Here is a 16,787-nt window from a genome sequence, read left to right as displayed (position 1 = left end):
AGCCTGTTGAAGGGCGTTCTCAAACAGGTGCAGCATCAAGATGCCGTGCCCCCGACCGTCAGGGCATTTACCAGCAGGGTTGGCTGTCCGACACCCGCTGGCACGGACTGTCCGCCCTTGCCGCACATGCCGATGCCTTCGTCCAGCGCCATGTCATTGCCGATACCGGACACCTTGGTCAACACGGTCGGGCCATCGCCGATCAGCGTTGCTCCCTTGATCGGAGCGCCAATCTTCCCGTTCTCGATTTTATAAGCCTCGGTGCAGGAGAAGACGAATTTACCGGACACAATATCCACCTGTCCGCCGCCGAAACTTTTGGCATAGATACCGTTTTTAACTCGGCTCATCAGCTCGGCCGGATCGTCATTTCCGCCCCGCATAAATGTGTTAGTCATCCTCGGCATCGGTGCATGGGCATAGCTTTCGCGCCGTCCGTTGCCGGTGGCAGGAACGCCCATCAGCCGCGCGTTAAGCCGGTCCTGCATATAGCATTTCAGGATACCGTCCTCGATCAGCACATTTTCCTGAGTCGGTGTGCCCTCGTCATCGATGCTCAGCGACCCGCGCCGTTCATGGATGGAGCCGTCATCGACAACCGTCACGCCGGGTGCGGCCACACGCTCGCCAATCCTACCTGAAAAGGCGCTGGTGCCTTTGCGGTTGAAATCACCTTCCAGGCCGTGGCCAATCGCTTCGTGCAGGATGATTCCGGGCCAGCCGGGGCCAAGCAACACAGTCTGTTCACCCGCCGGAGCATCCACACTTTCCAGATTGACCAGCGCCTGATGTAATGCCTCATCAATCGCGCGGTTCCAGCGGTTTTCCTCAAATAGCTGATCGTAAAGATAACGCCCGCCCATGCCAAAGCTGCCGGTTTCGCGGCGGCCATTTTGCTCTGCCACGATGGAGACATTGAGCCGGACCAAAGGCCGCACATCGGTGGCGACAAAACCGTCCGGACGGACAATTTCCACCACGCTCCAGCTACCGGACAGGCCAACCGAAACCTGGGACACACGGGGGTCACGCGCCCGCGCGGCGGCGTCAATTTGCTGACACAATGCAACTTTTTTGGCGAACGCAATCGCCTCCAGCGGGTTTGCCTCCCCGTAAAGATGCTGGTTGGAGCCACGCGGCGGCGGAGCCGGCTCCCCTTTGGCCGGGTCAAGCAACTGCAATGTTTGCGCCGCGCGTTTGATCGCAGCTTCGCTGATTTCATTGCTGTGTGAAAATCCGGTCATTTCACCGGACACACCGCGCAGGCCAAAGCCGCTGTCGGTGCTATAATCAGCGGTTTTCAGGCGGCCATCATCAAAGCCGAAGCTCTCTACCGCGCTATATTGAAGATAGAGTTCGCCGTCATCACAGGACGAAAGGCTGTTGGATACCAAAGCCTTGGCCCGTTCCGGGTCCAATCCGTCGGGGCGATAGAGAAACGAGCGGGGATCAATATTTTTTATCATACCGCTTATATAGAAACGAAATCGGGGCCGCGCACCCCCTTTAGTCAGATTATCGGTATATTATTCAGCAGCAGCCGGAACATCTGTCGAAATATCAGCCGGTCCACCAATCAATATGAAACGCCGGTCGCAATAGCCGCAGTCAACATAGCCTTTTTCATCAATTTCCAGCCACACGCGCGGATGGCCCAGCGCAGCACCACCGGGAATTTCGGATGCTCCATCACAAACATTGCGTCGTTTGGAGGTTTTTACTGTTTCAGCTATGAGGTCCATGACGCGGAATTAGCAAGAGTAATCAGGCAGCGCAATATATTACGAACCGATATCGGAATAGATATTTCGCAACGCAAAGCCTTTGATTGTAGCTGGCAACATGGTTATGCGGTTTCCATGACCGAAGCTGCTATATCTATAAAGAACCTCTCGAAAACCTATGCTGGCGGCAAAAAAGCGCTGGATGACGTGACTTTCGACGTAAAGCGCGGAGAGATTTTCGGGCTGTTGGGGCCAAATGGCGCTGGCAAATCGACGCTGATCAACATTTTGTCAGGCATGGTCAGCAAGACCCGCGGGACCGCCCATATATGGGGCTTTGATATTGAGCATGACCCCCGTAATGCAAAGGCGTCTATCGGTATCGTGCCGCAGGAAATCATGTTCGACCCGTTTTTCACTCCCGCAGAATCGCTGGAAGTGACCGCCGGGCTTTACGGGATAAAAAAACCGGAACGACGGACAATGGAATTGCTCCGCGCCGTGCATCTGGAAGACAAGGCCAATGCCTATTCACGCACTTTGTCCGGCGGCATGAAACGCCGCTTGCTGGTCGCCAAGGCAATGGTCCATTCCCCGCCGATACTGGTTCTGGATGAACCGACGGCAGGCGTGGATATCGAACTGCGCCAACAACTCTGGGAATATGTGGAACAGCTTAACAAAGCCGGTGTCACCATTGTTTTGACCACCCATTATCTGGAAGAAGCGGAAAATCTTTGCGACCGGATTGCGATTATCAACCACGGCAAGCTGGTCGCCCTGAAAACCACGCCGGAACTGGTCAACATGGCCCGCGAAAAGCTTGTCGAGCTCACGCTCGACAGGGATTTGAGCGAACAGTCCGATGCCATCACCTTTGCCGATGACCGCTTCCTGAAAGCGGAAATCATCGGACCGCGCACCATTGCCATCACCTATAACAAAGACCACACCAACGCAGGCGGCGTGATGGAAGCCGTGCAAAAGCGCGGTTACCAGATTATCGAGGTTACAACCCGCGAGGCGGATCTGGAGGATGTGTTCCTGAATTTGACAAGGAAAGCAGCTTGATCGGGCGCTGTATAAAGCCCTCCTTTGAAGCGGAAGGGCTAGTTTAATGCATGATGTCATCATTGTCGGTTCCGGCGCAGCGGGGCTGACAGCCGCGATTACGTTGGCGCGGACGCACAAGGTGCTGGTACTGGCCAAGGGCGAACTGGCGGGTGGGTCAACCGCCTGGGCACAAGGCGGAATTGCGGCTGTGCTGGACGCCGGGGACACGTTTGAAAACCATATTAACGACACGATGATCGCCGGAGCTGGTCTGAACCGCCGGGAAACGGTCGAGTTTGTTGTCGAAAATGCCCCGGCAGCGATCGAGCGGCTGGAAGCCATGGGCGTGCCGTTCAACAAGGAAGCCGAAGTCCTGCACCTTACGCGTGAAGGCGGGCATAGCCACCGGCGGATCGTGCATGTCGATGATGCGACCGGCTGGGCGGTGCAGGAAGCCTTGCAAAAAACTGCCGCAGCGAACCCGAATATCACGATGCAGCCGCATATGATTGCGATTGATCTGATCGTGGACCGCAATGCCAAAAACCCCACCGGCGCAAAAAACGTCTGGGGCGTCTATGCGCTTAACAACAGCACTGGACGGGTCGAAACGCTAACCGCACGCGCGACCATCATGGCCAGCGGCGGGGCCGGACGGACTTATTTATTCTCCACCGCACCGCGCGGCGCGACCGGTGATGGCATCGCCATGGCATGGCGTGCAGGGGCACGGGTTTCCAATATGGAGATGATGCAGTTTCATCCGACCTGTCTCTATAACCTTGAAGTCAAGAATTTCCTGATAACCGAAGCCGTGCGCGGTGAAGGCGGGCATTTGAAATTACCCCCTTCGGAAAAGAGTGGCGGAAAACGGTTCATGCAACGCTTTGACCCCGAACGCATGGAACTGGCCCCGCGCGATGTTGTCGCCCGCGCCATTGACCATGAGATCAAGCGCCTTGGCCTCGATTATGTCCATCTCGACATCTCCCACCGCGATCCGGAATTTGTGAAGGGGCATTTCCCGAATATCTATGACAAGTTGCTTGGCCTTGGCATTGATATGACCAGAGAGCCAATCCCCGTTGTCCCGGCGCAGCATTATACCTGCGGCGGGATATTGATCGACCTGAATGGCCGCACCGATCTTCCCGGCCTTTATGCTGCCGGAGAGGCAAGCGAAAGCGGGCTGCACGGGGCCAACCGCCTGGCCTCCAACAGTTTGCTGGAATGTTTCGTCTTTGGCGATGCTGCAGCGCGCGATATTGCGAACCATTGGGACCATATGCCAGAGCCTCCGCCCATCCAGCCTTGGGACGAAAGCCGCGTTACGGATAGTGACGAGGAAGTTGTTATCAAACAGACATGGACCGAAATCCGCCGCTTCATGTGGAACTATGTCGGCATTGTCCGGACCACCAAACGGCTGGAACGCGCCCAGCACCGCATTGATATGCTGCGCGGGGAAGTTCAGGATTATTACGGCAATTTCCGGGTAACGCAGGATTTGATCGAGCTAAGGAACCTGATCGAAGTCGCGGACTTGATCGTAAAGTCGGCCTTGGCGCGCAAGGAAAGCCGGGGGCTGCATTATATTATCAACTATCCGGACACGTTGCCTGTTGCCGAAGACACGGTTCTGGTACCCTGAAGCGCGATCTGGCTTTCGCACCATGGGTCACGAAAGGCTTGCCAGAGCTTGCAGATGGCATAATAGCGATATGTGACACTGTTGAATTAGCAGTGCATGGTTCCAATCTTGCAAACAGATAAGGAATTGAAAAAGGGTAAGTAATGGCAGATCCGTATCAAGCATTGGGTGTAGCAAAAGGCGCCAGCGAGAAGGATATTAAAAGCGCCTATCGCAAGCTTGCCAAAGAACTGCATCCTGATCGCAACAAGGATAATCCCAAGGCGACGGAGCGGTTTTCCGACGTTACCAAGGCTTATGACCTGTTGCTCGACAAGGATAAGCGCGCGCAATATGACCGCGGCGAAATTGATGCCGAAGGCAATCCGACCGGCTATGGTTTTGGCGGCGGGCAAAGCGGGGCGTATTCACGTGGCGGCGGCGGCCAGCAATTTGATTTTGGCAATGGCGGCGCTGATTTTGGTGATATTTTTGAAGGCCTGTTTGGCGGCAGCGGCGGGGCGCGATCCTCCAGTCCGTTCGGGCGGCAACGCAGCGCCCCTCCCCCCAAAGGTGCTAATGTTTCCTATCGCTTGAAAGTCGATTTCATTGCCGCTGCAACGCTGGAGAAACAGCGCATCACCCTGGAGGATGGCAAGACCATCGACCTCAGCCTGCCCAAAGGTGTCGAAGAAGGCACGCAGATGCGGCTTGCCGGCAAGGGGCGGCAGGGTCCGGGCGGCAATGGCGATGCGATCATCACCATCCACGTCGCCAGCCACCCGTTTTTTGAACGGGACGGCGATAATGTGAAGCTGGAACTGCCCATCAGCCTGAAAGAAGCGGTTGAAGGCGGAAAAGTCCGCGTGCCGACGGTTGACGGTCCGGTGATGCTGTCGATTCCGGCGGGTAGCAGCTCCGGCAAGACGTTACGGCTCAAGAACAAGGGCTTTCACAAGAAATCCGCCGGACGCGGCGACCAGCTCGTCACGCTGATGATCAGCCTGCCCAGCGATGACGCGAAGCTCACGGAATTTGTCAAAGGCTGGGACAATAACGAAAATCCACGCGCTGCGATGGGTGTGTGACCGGATGATCGTGACTGCCGGATTTCATGTCTGAACCTTCCCCTCTTTCTCCCGAAGCCCGGCGCGAGGAGCGGGTCAAGGGATTAAAAGACAGTGATCCGGCGGCACAGCCTTTGGCGAATGACAGCTTACCGCAGCGGATAATGGCGGTTGTGGCGCGTACCGCCGTGGGCGTTTATTCCGATGGTTTCAACTTTGCTGGGAACTTTGCCTATCTCTCGCTTTTGGCGGTATTTTCCTTTTTCATCGTTGCCGCCGCGATTGTGGGCAGCCTTGGCGAGACGGAGCTTGGCACTGAAATTGTCGAGGCTTTTCTAGCGACCGTTCCCCCGTCGGTTGCCCGCGCGCTTCATGACCCGATCAACTCTGCGATGAGCGCACGGACCGGGCCTTTATTGTGGTTGAGCGCCGCCGTCGGCCTGTGGACCACGGCCAGCCTGATCGAAACGATCCGCGAAATCCTCCACCGCGCATACGGCATCACGGCCCAACGCGCGTTCTGGGAATATCGGCTAAGCTCCATCGGATTGATTATTGTGTCCGTATTTCTGGCTATGCTGGCGCTGAGTGTACAATTTGTCATCGCCGGGATCAGCGAGTTTCTGAACGCTTTTTTCCCGCACCTTTTACAGGATTCCACATGGTTTTCACTGTCCGGTGCCCTGCCCTTTCTGATGCTGTTTATCACGCTCTACGCCTTGTTCCGCACGTTAACGCCCCGCCAGTATCGGCACCGCATCTATCCCAAATGGCCGGGGGCTGTTTTCATCAGCGGCTGGTGGTTGCTGATTACCGGCTTATTGCCCCTGTTTCTGACATATGCGGCCAATTACCGGCTTACCTATGGCAGCCTTGCCGGGGTGATAATTACGCTGATTTTCTTTTACCTGATCGGCCTTGGCATGGTGATTGGCGCCGAACTTAACGCCGCTCTGGCTGACCGGCCCTCACCCGACAAAACGGACCGGCAAAACGGGTCGGAATAAAAGCTCAATAGATTGATGATGATTTTCTGGAGTATAAGCGGCATGGGCGCTATTGAATGTCGTAGATTCAATTAGGTGACTGCTAAAAAGGACTGGTAATGAATGAACTGATGAAGGGCAAGCGCGGCCTGATCATGGGGCTGGCGAACAACAAGTCGCTGGCTTGGGGCATTGCCCAAAAGCTTTCCGAAGCTGGCGCGGAACTGGCGATAAGCTATCAGGGCGAAGTGATGGCAAAGCGGGTCAAGCCACTGGCGGAAGAGCTGGGCTGTGATTTCCTTCTGGATTGCGACGTTTCCGATATGGATCAACTCGATCGGACCTTTGCCGAGCTTGCAAAAAAATGGCCGACAATCGACTTTATAGTCCACGCGATCGGCTTCACCAACAAAGATGCCCTGCGCGGCAAATATTTTGATGTGACGCTTGATGATTTTCTGATGACCATGAATATCAGCGTTTACAGCTTTACCGCCGTCGCCAAACGCGCTGCGGCGATGATGAACCCGGGCGGCGCGATGTTGACCCTGTCCTATTACGGCGCGGAAAAAGTCATCCCGCATTATAACGTTATGGGTATCGCAAAGGCGGCTCTTGAAACATCGGTCAAATATCTTGCCAATGATGTCGGTCCCGATGGTATCCGGGTAAATGCGATTTCCGCCGGTCCGATCAAGACCTTGGCAGCATCCGGCATCGGTGATTTCCGCTATATCCTGAAATGGAACGAATATAATTCGCCGCTGCGCCGCAACGTGACAATTGATGATGTCGGAGCTTCCGCGCTTTACCTGCTGTCCGATTTGTCTGCTGGCGTGACCGGCGAAACGCATCATGTGGACGCTGGTTATCATACCGTTGGCATGAAGCAGGAAGATGCGCCGGATATAGCGCTGGATTGATGACAAGACGAACGATCAGCCGCCAGATTGGCAGATGCCGGATGAGGATATATGAGTTTTAATACATTTGGCCGCGTTTTTCGCTTTTCCACATGGGGGGAAAGTCATGGACCTGCGCTAGGCGCAGTGGTTGATGGCTGCCCTCCCGGTTTGCCGTTGAGCGAGACGGATATTCAGCCGTTTCTGGATGCGCGGCGCCCCGGCCAGTCGAAATATACGACGCAGCGGCAAGAACCGGATCAGGTCAAAATCCTGTCCGGTGTGTTTGAAGGCAAAACCACCGGCACGCCTATTTCCCTGATGATCGAAAATGTCGATCAGCGGTCCAAGGATTATAGCGAAGTCGCCAAAGCCTATCGCCCCGGTCATGCCGATTATGCCTATGACGCCAAATACGGCTTTCGCGACTATCGCGGCGGTGGCCGGTCCAGCGCGCGCGAAACGGCAGCGCGGGTCGCTGCGGGAGCAGTGGCACGATTGGCTATTCCGGAAGTTTCGATCCGCGCCTGGGTGGCGGAAATTGGCGGCGATGCTATTGATATGGCGAATTTTGACGCCAATGAAATCGGTAACAACCCGTTTTTCTGTCCCGATGCACAGGCCGCGAAACGCTGGGAAGCACTGGTTGACGGCGCGCGCAAGGATGGCAGCAGCATCGGCGCGATAATCGCCTGTGAAGCGACTGGCGTTCCGGCGGGATGGGGTGCCCCCATCTATGCCAAGCTCGACAGCGAACTTGCCGCCGCGATGATGACCATCAACGCCACCAAAGGCGTGGAAATTGGCGACGGTTTTGCCGCAGCACGCCTGCGCGGGGAAGAAAATGCCGATGCCATGCGTCCCGGTACAGGCAAGAACGGCGGTGCTCCCGAATTTCTGGCAAACCATAGCGGCGGAACAGCGGGCGGCATATCCACCGGTCAGCCGGTTTTCTGCCGCGTGGCATTCAAACCGACCAGCTCTATCCTGACACCTGTGGAAACCATCACCCCCGAAGGCGAAGCAACCGAAATCAGCACAAAAGGCCGTCATGACCCATGTGTCGGGATACGCGGTGTGCCCGTTGTAGAAGCCATGATGGCCTTGGTTCTCGCTGATCAGAAAATGCTACACAAAGCCCAGTGCGGATAGACGGCAGGTAATGGTCGACCTTATCCTTCATGTCATTAACGAATATATTCAAGCACATAAGGCGATTATCGGCCTTGTCATACTGGCCATCATGTTCACCGGCTTTGTCATCGAACGGTTTCCGGCGGCGGTCGTGGCGATACTTGGTGCCTGCTCTTTTCTCTTGCTGGGCATCATTGATACAGCGGGGCTCTATTCCGTCTTTTCCAATACCGCGCCTATTACCATTGGCGCGATGTTCATCCTGTCGGGAGCGTTGCTGAGAACCGGCACTATCGACGCGATTGCTGGATTCATCATCGAACGGTCCCGCAAAAGACCCAAACTGGCTGTGGCGGAAATGTTCCTCGGTGCCTTTGTCGCGTCTGCATTCATGAACAATACCCCCGTTGTCGTGGTGATGATCCCCATCATCATTCGCCTGTCCCGTGCCACGGGTTTTTCAACCAAAAAGCTGCTTATTCCGCTGAGCTTCATCTGTATTTTGGGCGGCACAACGACCTTGATCGGTACATCGACCAACCTGATTGTCGATGCTGTGGCGCAGGATAACGGCCAGGCTGCCTTCGGAATTTTTGAAATCACTCCTTATGGTTTGGTAGCGGCCCTGGCTGGTACGATCATGATGATCCTGTTCAGCAGTTGGCTATTACCAAAGGATCAACCCGGCGACCAGGTCGGCGGCGCATTTAACAGCCGCGATGAAAGCGACTTTCTGACCGAACTGACCGTCAGAACAAAATCGTCTGCTATCGGCAAAAAAATCTCCGAGATACCGGTTTTCCGGCGGCCGAGTGTCTCTGTCACTGCCGTAATACGGCTCAGCACCTATATTCGCCATGATCTTCCCCATCATGAACTGCGCCCGGGGGACCGTATTGTCACCAGACTTGACCTTGCGGAACTGATCGCGCTGCGCTCGTCGGATGATTTCAAAGTCGGGATCGTCCGGGCCGGGGATGTCGGCCCGATGGGCGAAGAGCTGGTCGAGGCAACCGTTGCGCCCAGCCACCCCAGCATCGGTAACCGCCTGTCCGAGATTCCCTTTCTCAACCGGTTGAACGTCCGGTTACTAGGACTGTCGCGCTATCGCAATTTGCCGCGATCCGATCTGGCAAATGCACGCATCCACGCCGCCGACCGCCTGCTCGTCACCGGATCGAGCGAGGATATTCAGCGCATGTATGAAAATCCCAATCTGTTCGGTATTGGGCAGACCAAGATACGTGCCTTTCGCCGGGATCGCGCACCGGTTGCGATTGGCGCCTTAATCGCTGTTGTATCGCTCTCTGCGCTGAATATCGTGCCGCTTGCAATGGCAGTTATACTGGCCGTTGGCATAATATTGTTAGCGCGCTGTATGGATGCAGACGAAGCGTGGGACTCTATCGACGGCAATGTGCTGGTGCTTATATTCGGAATGCTGGCGGTTGGCCTTGGTCTGGAACAGGCCGGCAGTGTGACCCTTATCGTCAGCAATCTCGTGCCGTTTCTGGAAACGGTACCAATTTGGGCGCTGGTTATCACAGTCTATGTGTTATCTGTGTTGATGACCGAAATCGTGACCAACAACGCGGTGGCTGTTATCATGACACCGATCGTCATCTCTCTCGCCAATGATCTGGGCGTTGATCCCCGTCCATTGGTGATTGTCGTCATGTTTGCCGCCTCTGCCAGCTTTGCGACGCCCATCGGCTATCAGACCAATACGCTTGTGTACGCAGCGGGTAATTACCGTTTCACCGATTTCTTCAAGGCGGGTATTCCGCTGACATTCGGCGTGGGCCTCGCCACTTGTGTGGCCATCAGTTTGTCGATGTAAGCTCAGCCGGTAAATGGTTGCCGTATAGGTTCTTGCCCGATAGGTTGAAATAAAGTTACGCCGGTGATGGTGGAACGGTAATAAGCCGGACAAAAATTGGGGAATGCGTAATATGCTGTCTTTCTGGTTCAAGATACCGCTTTGGCAGCGGGTTATCGGTGCGCTGATACTGGGTATCATCACCGGCTTTATCTGGGGTCCGGAAGCAGAATCGATCAAATGGATGGGGGATTTCTTCATCAAAGCGATCAAGATGCTGGTCGTCCCCTTAATCTTCTTTTCCCTTGTATCCGGCGTGGTCGCTATTGGCGATCTGCGAAAATTAGGCAGCGTCGGCGGGCGCGCCATTTTATTGTTCGTCGTGACAGGTCAAATTTCCGTTTGGATGGGCATTGCTCTCGCCTCTTTGATAAAACCGGGTGCAGGCGTGGACACAAGCGCTATTCAAAAAGGCGAAACACCCGTGCCCAATGATGCGAGCGCGGTGGATCTGATCCTGTCGATAGTTCCCGAAAGCCCGGTTCAGGTCATGGCAGATGCCAATGTTTTGCCCCTGATCGTTTTTGCCGTGCTTATCGCTGTCGGCATATTGATGGCCAAGAAAGACGGCGAACCGCTTGTCAAAATTTTCGATAGCGGTGCGATTGTGATGCAGAAAGTCACCATGATCATAATGGAGCTGACCCCCTTTGGGGTCTTTGCGCTTATGGCATGGGTTGCGGGCGCTCTGGGCATGGATGCGCTGCAATCGCTGGCCATACTCGTCGGCCTCAACTATCTCGGCTGTTTCATAATCATCATTGTTATCTATAGCTCGATGATCAAATTCCTTGCAAAATTACCGGTTAAGGATTTTTTCCGCGGCATAATTGATGCGATGGCGGTCGGCTATTCCACTGCATCTTCCAGTGCAACATTGCCGGTCACACTCAGATGTACCCAACGCAATCTGGGTGTGTCGCAAAGCGTATCGAGCTTTGTCGTTTCTCTTGGTTCGACCATCAATATGGATGGCACGGCCATGTATCTGGGCCTGGCAACACTGTTCGGCGCACAGATTTTCGGCATTGATTTGAGCTGGAGCGACTATGTAATCATTTCGATTACCGCCACGCTGGGATCAATTGGGGCAGCGGGCATCCCCGGTACCGGCCTTATCATGATGGCACTGGTGTTCGGTAGCGTCGGCGTTCCGCTTGAAACTATCGCTTTCATTGCCGGTGTCGACCGGATCATGGACATGATGCGCACCGCCACCAACGTTACCGGCGATGCCGCTGTAGCGACAACAGTGGCCGTGATGACGGACGAGATTAACGTGGATGAAATGGTTTCTGCCGATGATGTTTAACCATGCTCATCCCAGCCCTGCTCTTGGCCTACGCCCTTCGCTGGCCGGATGTACTATCAGGCACTGACAGAATATTTTCTGACTGTGCATCCCGCCTGCTCTTTGCTTATAAGCGCCCCATGATCCAAAAAATTCGCCCCGGTTTCAAAGCACTGCTCACGACTGTTGCGAGCTCGCTATGCTTGGCATCCTGCGGTACGTCAAAGGATCAGAATCAGGTCCATGTGACGGTGATTGAAGATAGCAATCCCGTTATCAAGCCTGTCGGGATCGACCTGAACTACGCCTCCGCCACTGCTCGCGCGGCAATCGCAAAGGGACTGGTCGGCTTTGACGAGGAAGGCCGCGTAGTCCCGGCTTTGGCCGCGCGCTGGATCGTGACGGATGACGGCCTCAGCTATATATTCCGCCTCAACGAAGCGAAATGGGACGATGGCCGCCAAATCACGGCTGACCGGATCGCAAGGCTGCTACGGCAAAGGGTGAGAGAACTACGCGCCAGCCGGTTAGGGCCGGATCTGGAAGCTATTGAAGAAATTGTGTCGATGACCGGTCAGGTAATCGAAATCCAGTTGAAATCCCCGCGCCCCAATTTCCTGCAGCTTATGGCCCAGCCCGAAATGGGATTGTTCCGCGCCGGCAATGGCGCAGGTCCGATGAGCGAGCTGGAAAGCGGCAAGATATACAAGCTGGGACCATTTAATCAGGCTCCGTCCGAGAACGAAGATAGAGACAAAGAACCACAAGACGAAGAAAATACCAGCGACCCACGCCGTATCACCATGCGTAGTGAAAGGGCGGCAATGGCCCTCGCCCGTTATACGTCCGGCCATACCGATCTGGTTCTGAACGGACATTTCCACCATTTGCCGCTGGTTGATGAAGCTGGCATCAGCAGCAATGACCTGCGGCTTGATCCGGTGGCGGGTTTGTTCGGGCTGCAATTTGTAAGGGCAAACGGATTCTGGTCCCTGCCCCAGAACCGGGCCATATTATCGATGGCGATTGACCGTCCGGCGCTGCTGACCTCTTTCCCCAAAGTCACAGCATGGCAAAGCCGCCTGAAAATCATTCCCGACGCCCTGAATGTCAGTGGTGTCAACGCACGGCCAAACTGGGCCGATACGACAATGACCGAGCGCCAGCTTTATGCGCAGGAGCATGTGCGCCGCTGGGAAGCGCTGGAAGGTCAGATCGCGCCATTGACCATCGCTTTGCCTGATGCCGCGGGTGCGGACATATTATTTCTGCGGATACAGTCCGACCTTCGCCGTGTGGGGATGGATGCCCGTCAGGTTGCCTTGGGTGAAGATGCCGACGTTCGCCTGATTGACCAAATCGCCCCTTATGACAGCGCACAGTGGTTTCTATCCCGCCTGACCTGCGCGCAAAACCCGGTATGCCTGAGCGAAGCGGATGAGATTATCGCCCAAGCCAATACAGAGGTCAATTTGCAAACCAAGGCCCGGCTGTTCGCCGAAGCCGAAGTGCTTTTGGTCCAGCATTATAGTTTCATCCCGCTGGCTGTCCCGGTCCGCTGGTCCATCATCAAGCCCGGCGCACGCGGATTCGCAGTTAACCAGCGCGGCTGGCATCCATTGAACTTGCTGATCGGGATTCCCATATCCTGAAGATGGATGATCTTGCAGCAATGCAATAATGACTGGAGAGCGCATGGCAATTTCTGAGGAACAGTTAAGGCGTATGGCCCAACAATTGCCGGATGTAAGCCGCGATCCACAGGCCGTCCGCACCCGTGTCGAAGCGATGGAAAAAGTGCTGGAACGCGCCTTTGTCATCCCCGGCATTAAACAGCCCGTCGGGCTGGACGCCTTGGTCGGCATGATCCCGGTTGTCGGCGATATCGTGACCGCGATCATGGGGGCCTATATCGTATGGGAAGCCCGCAATCTGGGCATGTCCAAATGGCAAATCACCCGCATGGCTGCCAATGTCGGCATTGATACCGCACTGGGAGCGATCCCGCTGGCGGGCGATGTTTTCGACTTTTTCTGGCGCTCCAACACCCGCAATTTGCGGATCATCCGTAAACATCTCGACAAACATCACCCCGGAACGCGCACTATTGAGGGGTAATCCGGCCAACTCTGATTTCTAAGGCCCCCTAAGCCCCTCGCCAGATTTTAACCGGTTTGTCATCACCCGCCGCTCTCATATGCGCGGGGCAGCGTCGGGGGCGGAAGTTTTTCGCGAGGCACAATCGCACTTCTTCCAGCCAGCCGCGCCGGTTTATCTTCAACCGTATCATCTCTGGCCGCACGCCCTCATTCGCCGCCGCGAAAGCATTGAGAAGCGCACCGGCGGTAAGCGGTTTACGGGACAATCGGTCCATGTCGGGAAAGTCCACAGCGCCAAACATGATCTGCGAAACCCGGAAATAGGTTTCAGGCTGTTCGGTCATGCAAGTGCCATGTTTTGCCCATTCACTGGCCATCAGGCGGGGCGATGGCATCATGCAGAAATTGCGCCTGACCACAGCCGGGGGTAACGGTTTTGTCGCGCGGCACCATTGCGGATAGCTGGTTCCCTGTCCATCGGGCCACAGGCCGTGCAGGATAAAACCGAAACTCCCTTCATCGCCGCTGCATTGTGTCTTGTGCCGCCGGTCATCTTTGCGCAGTCGGCAAAATTCCGGGGACCAGCTCATCGCAAGCGTATAGCCGGTTACCGGCGTGACACGGCGCGGTTCGTCGGCGGGTTTGCGGGCCGGTGCGATTGGTTGGGATATGGTCGGTGCTTTGCACTGATAGGATTGGGCGACCGCTGGTGCCGATAGAACGGGCATCAGGACCGCCGCCGTCACCAGCGCCGCACCCCGTCGGACGGTCACATCAAACCTGCGCAAAGTCCAATCCGATGTCCGCTGCCGGTGCGCTTTGCGTCAAACGGCCAACGGAAACATAATCCACGCCGGTATCCGCCTTTTCAAAAATCGTTTCCAGCGTGATCCCGCCCGATGCCTCTACCGGCACGCGCCCGCCGATCAGCGTTACCGCCCCGCGCAATATGGATGGTTCCATATTGTCGAGCAGCAAATAGGTCGCCCCGGCGGCCAGTGCCGGTTCAATCTGGTCAATCTTGTCCACTTCGACGATAATCTTTTCAATGCCCGCATCGACCGCACGTTTGACCGCTTCGCCGATATTTCCGGCAACAGCGACATGATTATCCTTTATCATCGCCGCATCCCATAATCCCATGCGGTGGTTCTCCGCGCCGCCCATGCGGGTGGCATATTTTTCAAGCACGCGAAGGCCCGGAATAGTCTTGCGCGTATCGAGCAAAGTGCAGCCGGTGCCATTGATTTTCCGTACATATTCATTGGTCATCGTGGCTATTCCGGAAAGATGTTGCACCGTATTCAGCGCGCTGCGCTCCGCGGTCAGCATCGCACGGCCCCTGCCCTTCAGGCGCATGACTTCGGTTCCGGCCTGTACAGCCTCACCCTCTTGCACCAGGATTTCGATTTCGACATCGGGATCAAGCGAACGGAAGAACGCCTCTGCAATCGGTAATCCTGCGACCACCACCGCGTCACGACTACCCATGACGCCGGTAAACATGGCATCAGCGGGAATAACCGCTTCGGATGTCACATCGCGCCCCCCTTCGCCCGGCGGTCCGCCCATATCTTCGGTCAACGTGCGCCGCACAAAATCATCGAGGTCAAAGGAGTCCAGTGCAAAAGTCAATTCAGATGGCCTTTCATTTTTTGCTTAAAGTCGCTCAAACGCGTTTCCAGTTCTTCCAAGGAAGGGCCGGATAGCTGCGTGCGCGCCAGTCGAACCATGGTCTCCGCTTCCCTAACGAGCAAGTCCAATCTTTTGCGGGAACGACAGGTGCTGCATGCGGCATAAAGCGTGTCGATGAATTTTATCGAAGCAATCGCGCTACTCGCTGCTGCGCTTCGAATTACGCCAAAGCTGCGATGCAGGTAATGCTGAAAATTGTCGCTAAGGGGTTGAACCCGGTTCCAGTCATAATCTTCCTGTTCCGGCCCCCGGTCAAGATCGCGGCGCCCCAGTTCCGCCAGAGCAGCGCCTGACCAATGCATGGCCGTAATCGCCGTAAAAGGGTCATTTATTCCCGGTGACAACGCCCTAAGCGCTATTTCAGCAAGCTCATCAATCAAATATTCCAGATCCTGCGTCGCCGAACGCATCCCGCCCGTACTGATACAATTACGAATTTTGTGGGACATCTCGTCTGTTAATTCTGCATTGCCGAATTCCACTAATGGAACCATCGGGTGAACGAAATCACCTGTGCGGATCTTCAACGCTATCGTCCCCCCGCTTTCTGTCGCAATGTCGTTCAGACCGTCAAAATCAATTATTCTGACATAGCCCACGCTGCTCGCGGTGACTGCCTGTCCGGATATTTGTTCGCGCGGCTCACGTTCCTCGGTATCGGCAGGAAACCGGTGCTTGATATCATGGATCAGCCGCTGACCAATCCCCTGCAAAACTGTATTTATACGGATACTCGCGGGAATGTGGTGCAGGAAATAGACCAGAACCGCGACAGAGGTTATCGCAAGCACCATGCCGACCATCAGCGACAATTGCGGCGTGAAGCCGGGTAAAGCGGTTTCTGCGGCAATCAATGAACTAGTCGCAGCTTCGTCCTCGTTCCGCACGGTCCGCAGTACCATGAGGGAATAGGTGAATGTCGCTATGAAAACGCCGAGCGAAAGCTGATTGCCCCGGTCTTCCATGAAGTTGGTAAGTAATCGCGGCCCATAATTACCGGAGGCATAGGCCACGGCGGCGATGGTAATCGAAAAAACCGTGGCCGCGATGCCGATCATTGATCCGGCAATCACGGTAAATGTTGTTCTGGCCCCCTCGGGACGGCTCGGGTGGATCCATTCAAACTGTTGAAGCCACTCTGCGGCTCCATTACGATCCAGATAAACTGTCAACAATGCCAGCAAACCGGCCAGTATCGATAACAGCGCGGGAAAGAACCAGTAACTGGCGTTGATCGAAAGCAGCAGGGAGCGGATGCGGGCGATCATTTCGTATAATAATCACGTATATCGCACGAAACCATCACATCACCATCTTGCAGGGCACC

Annotated in this window: 15 protein-coding genes; 10 read left to right on the top strand and 5 right to left on the bottom strand. The window is 55.5% G+C overall.

The window, feature by feature from the left end; all coding sequences use genetic code 11:
• Positions 1–35: 35 nt before the first annotated feature.
• The gene (gene tldD, locus VIN76_RS04610; protein ID WP_332040646.1) at positions 36–1,466 is read right to left on the bottom strand and encodes a metalloprotease TldD; all 1,431 of its coding nucleotides are present in this window, start codon (positions 1,464–1,466) and stop codon (positions 36–38) included.
• 60 nt (positions 1,467–1,526) lie between these two features.
• Positions 1,527–1,742: a zinc-finger domain-containing protein gene (locus tag VIN76_RS04605; protein ID WP_332040645.1), complete on the bottom strand. Its 216-nt coding sequence runs from the start codon at positions 1,740–1,742 to the stop codon at positions 1,527–1,529.
• Between the two features lie 117 nt (positions 1,743–1,859).
• Between VIN76_RS04605 and VIN76_RS04600 the strand changes: the two genes are divergently transcribed.
• From VIN76_RS04600 to VIN76_RS04555, 10 genes are all read left to right on the top strand, one after another.
• A complete protein-coding gene (locus VIN76_RS04600; RefSeq protein ID WP_332040644.1) occupies positions 1,860–2,795 on the top strand; it encodes an ABC transporter ATP-binding protein in 936 nt (311 codons plus the stop codon).
• 46 nt (positions 2,796–2,841) lie between these two features.
• Positions 2,842–4,428: an L-aspartate oxidase gene (gene nadB / locus VIN76_RS04595; protein WP_332040643.1), complete on the top strand. Its 1,587-nt coding sequence runs from the start codon at positions 2,842–2,844 to the stop codon at positions 4,426–4,428.
• A 143-nt stretch (positions 4,429–4,571) separates the two neighbouring features.
• Positions 4,572–5,495, top strand: coding sequence for a DnaJ C-terminal domain-containing protein (locus VIN76_RS04590; protein WP_332040642.1), 924 nt, complete (start codon positions 4,572–4,574; stop codon positions 5,493–5,495).
• A gap of 26 nt (positions 5,496–5,521) precedes the next feature.
• Positions 5,522–6,481, top strand: coding sequence for a YihY/virulence factor BrkB family protein (locus tag VIN76_RS04585; protein WP_332040641.1), 960 nt, complete (start codon positions 5,522–5,524; stop codon positions 6,479–6,481).
• 98 nt (positions 6,482–6,579) lie between these two features.
• Complete coding sequence (gene fabI / locus VIN76_RS04580) at positions 6,580–7,383, top strand: enoyl-ACP reductase FabI (protein WP_332040640.1); 804 nt, start codon at positions 6,580–6,582, stop codon at positions 7,381–7,383.
• 51 nt (positions 7,384–7,434) lie between these two features.
• Positions 7,435–8,514 (top strand): chorismate synthase, encoded by a 1,080-nt coding sequence (aroC, locus tag VIN76_RS04575; RefSeq protein ID WP_332040639.1) that lies wholly within the window; start codon positions 7,435–7,437, stop codon positions 8,512–8,514.
• 10 nt (positions 8,515–8,524) lie between these two features.
• Positions 8,525–10,336 (top strand): SLC13 family permease, encoded by a 1,812-nt coding sequence (locus tag VIN76_RS04570; protein WP_332040638.1) that lies wholly within the window; start codon positions 8,525–8,527, stop codon positions 10,334–10,336.
• Between the two features lie 112 nt (positions 10,337–10,448).
• The gene (locus VIN76_RS04565) at positions 10,449–11,687 is read left to right on the top strand and encodes a dicarboxylate/amino acid:cation symporter (RefSeq protein WP_332040890.1); all 1,239 of its coding nucleotides are present in this window, start codon (positions 10,449–10,451) and stop codon (positions 11,685–11,687) included.
• Between the two features lie 119 nt (positions 11,688–11,806).
• A complete protein-coding gene (locus tag VIN76_RS04560; protein WP_332040637.1) occupies positions 11,807–13,318 on the top strand; it encodes an ABC transporter substrate-binding protein in 1,512 nt (503 codons plus the stop codon).
• A 43-nt stretch (positions 13,319–13,361) separates the two neighbouring features.
• Positions 13,362–13,784, top strand: a complete 423-nt coding sequence (locus tag VIN76_RS04555; protein WP_332040636.1) for a DUF4112 domain-containing protein — start codon at positions 13,362–13,364, stop codon at positions 13,782–13,784.
• 28 nt (positions 13,785–13,812) lie between these two features.
• Here the strand turns inward: VIN76_RS04555 and VIN76_RS04550 are convergent, their stop codons facing one another.
• From VIN76_RS04550 to VIN76_RS04540, 3 genes are read right to left on the bottom strand one after another with little or no spacing between them, the layout of a single operon-like run.
• Positions 13,813–14,538, bottom strand: coding sequence for a ribonuclease T2 family protein (locus tag VIN76_RS04550; RefSeq protein ID WP_332040635.1), 726 nt, complete (start codon positions 14,536–14,538; stop codon positions 13,813–13,815).
• 1 nt (position 14,539) lies between these two features.
• Positions 14,540–15,400 (bottom strand): carboxylating nicotinate-nucleotide diphosphorylase, encoded by an 861-nt coding sequence (nadC, locus tag VIN76_RS04545; RefSeq protein WP_332040634.1) that lies wholly within the window; start codon positions 15,398–15,400, stop codon positions 14,540–14,542.
• A complete protein-coding gene (locus tag VIN76_RS04540) occupies positions 15,397–16,728 on the bottom strand; it encodes a DUF2254 domain-containing protein (RefSeq protein WP_332040633.1) in 1,332 nt (443 codons plus the stop codon). Before VIN76_RS04540 ends, nadC begins: the two co-directional genes overlap by 4 nt.
• Between the last annotated feature and the right edge of the window lie 59 nt (positions 16,729–16,787).

The organism is Parasphingorhabdus sp. (assembly GCF_036568145.1).
Classification (GTDB): Bacteria; Pseudomonadota; Alphaproteobacteria; order Sphingomonadales; family Sphingomonadaceae; genus Parasphingorhabdus.
Note: the sequence above shows the minus strand (reverse complement) of the source record. Positions and strands in the feature narration are given on the sequence as shown.

Bases quoted from the DNA above. Each gene is read 5' to 3' on its own strand.
- fabI (WP_332040640.1), top strand. From the start codon at position 6,580: ATGAATGAACTGATGAAGGGCAAGCGCGGCCTGATCATGGGGCTGGCG.
- VIN76_RS04605 (WP_332040645.1), bottom strand. From the start codon at position 1,742: ATGGACCTCATAGCTGAAACAGTAAAAACCTCCAAACGACGCAATGTT.
- VIN76_RS04585 (WP_332040641.1), top strand. From the start codon at position 5,522: ATGTCTGAACCTTCCCCTCTTTCTCCCGAAGCCCGGCGCGAGGAGCGG.
- aroC (WP_332040639.1), top strand. From the start codon at position 7,435: ATGAGTTTTAATACATTTGGCCGCGTTTTTCGCTTTTCCACATGGGGG.
- VIN76_RS04560 (WP_332040637.1), top strand. From the start codon at position 11,807: ATGATCCAAAAAATTCGCCCCGGTTTCAAAGCACTGCTCACGACTGTT.
- VIN76_RS04590 (WP_332040642.1), top strand. From the start codon at position 4,572: ATGGCAGATCCGTATCAAGCATTGGGTGTAGCAAAAGGCGCCAGCGAG.
- tldD (WP_332040646.1), bottom strand. From the start codon at position 1,466: ATGATAAAAAATATTGATCCCCGCTCGTTTCTCTATCGCCCCGACGGA.
- VIN76_RS04600 (WP_332040644.1), top strand. From the start codon at position 1,860: ATGACCGAAGCTGCTATATCTATAAAGAACCTCTCGAAAACCTATGCT.
- VIN76_RS04570 (WP_332040638.1), top strand. From the start codon at position 8,525: ATGGTCGACCTTATCCTTCATGTCATTAACGAATATATTCAAGCACAT.
- VIN76_RS04565 (WP_332040890.1), top strand. From the start codon at position 10,449: ATGCTGTCTTTCTGGTTCAAGATACCGCTTTGGCAGCGGGTTATCGGT.
- VIN76_RS04540 (WP_332040633.1), bottom strand. From the start codon at position 16,728: ATGATCGCCCGCATCCGCTCCCTGCTGCTTTCGATCAACGCCAGTTAC.
- nadB (WP_332040643.1), top strand. From the start codon at position 2,842: ATGCATGATGTCATCATTGTCGGTTCCGGCGCAGCGGGGCTGACAGCC.
- VIN76_RS04555 (WP_332040636.1), top strand. From the start codon at position 13,362: ATGGCAATTTCTGAGGAACAGTTAAGGCGTATGGCCCAACAATTGCCG.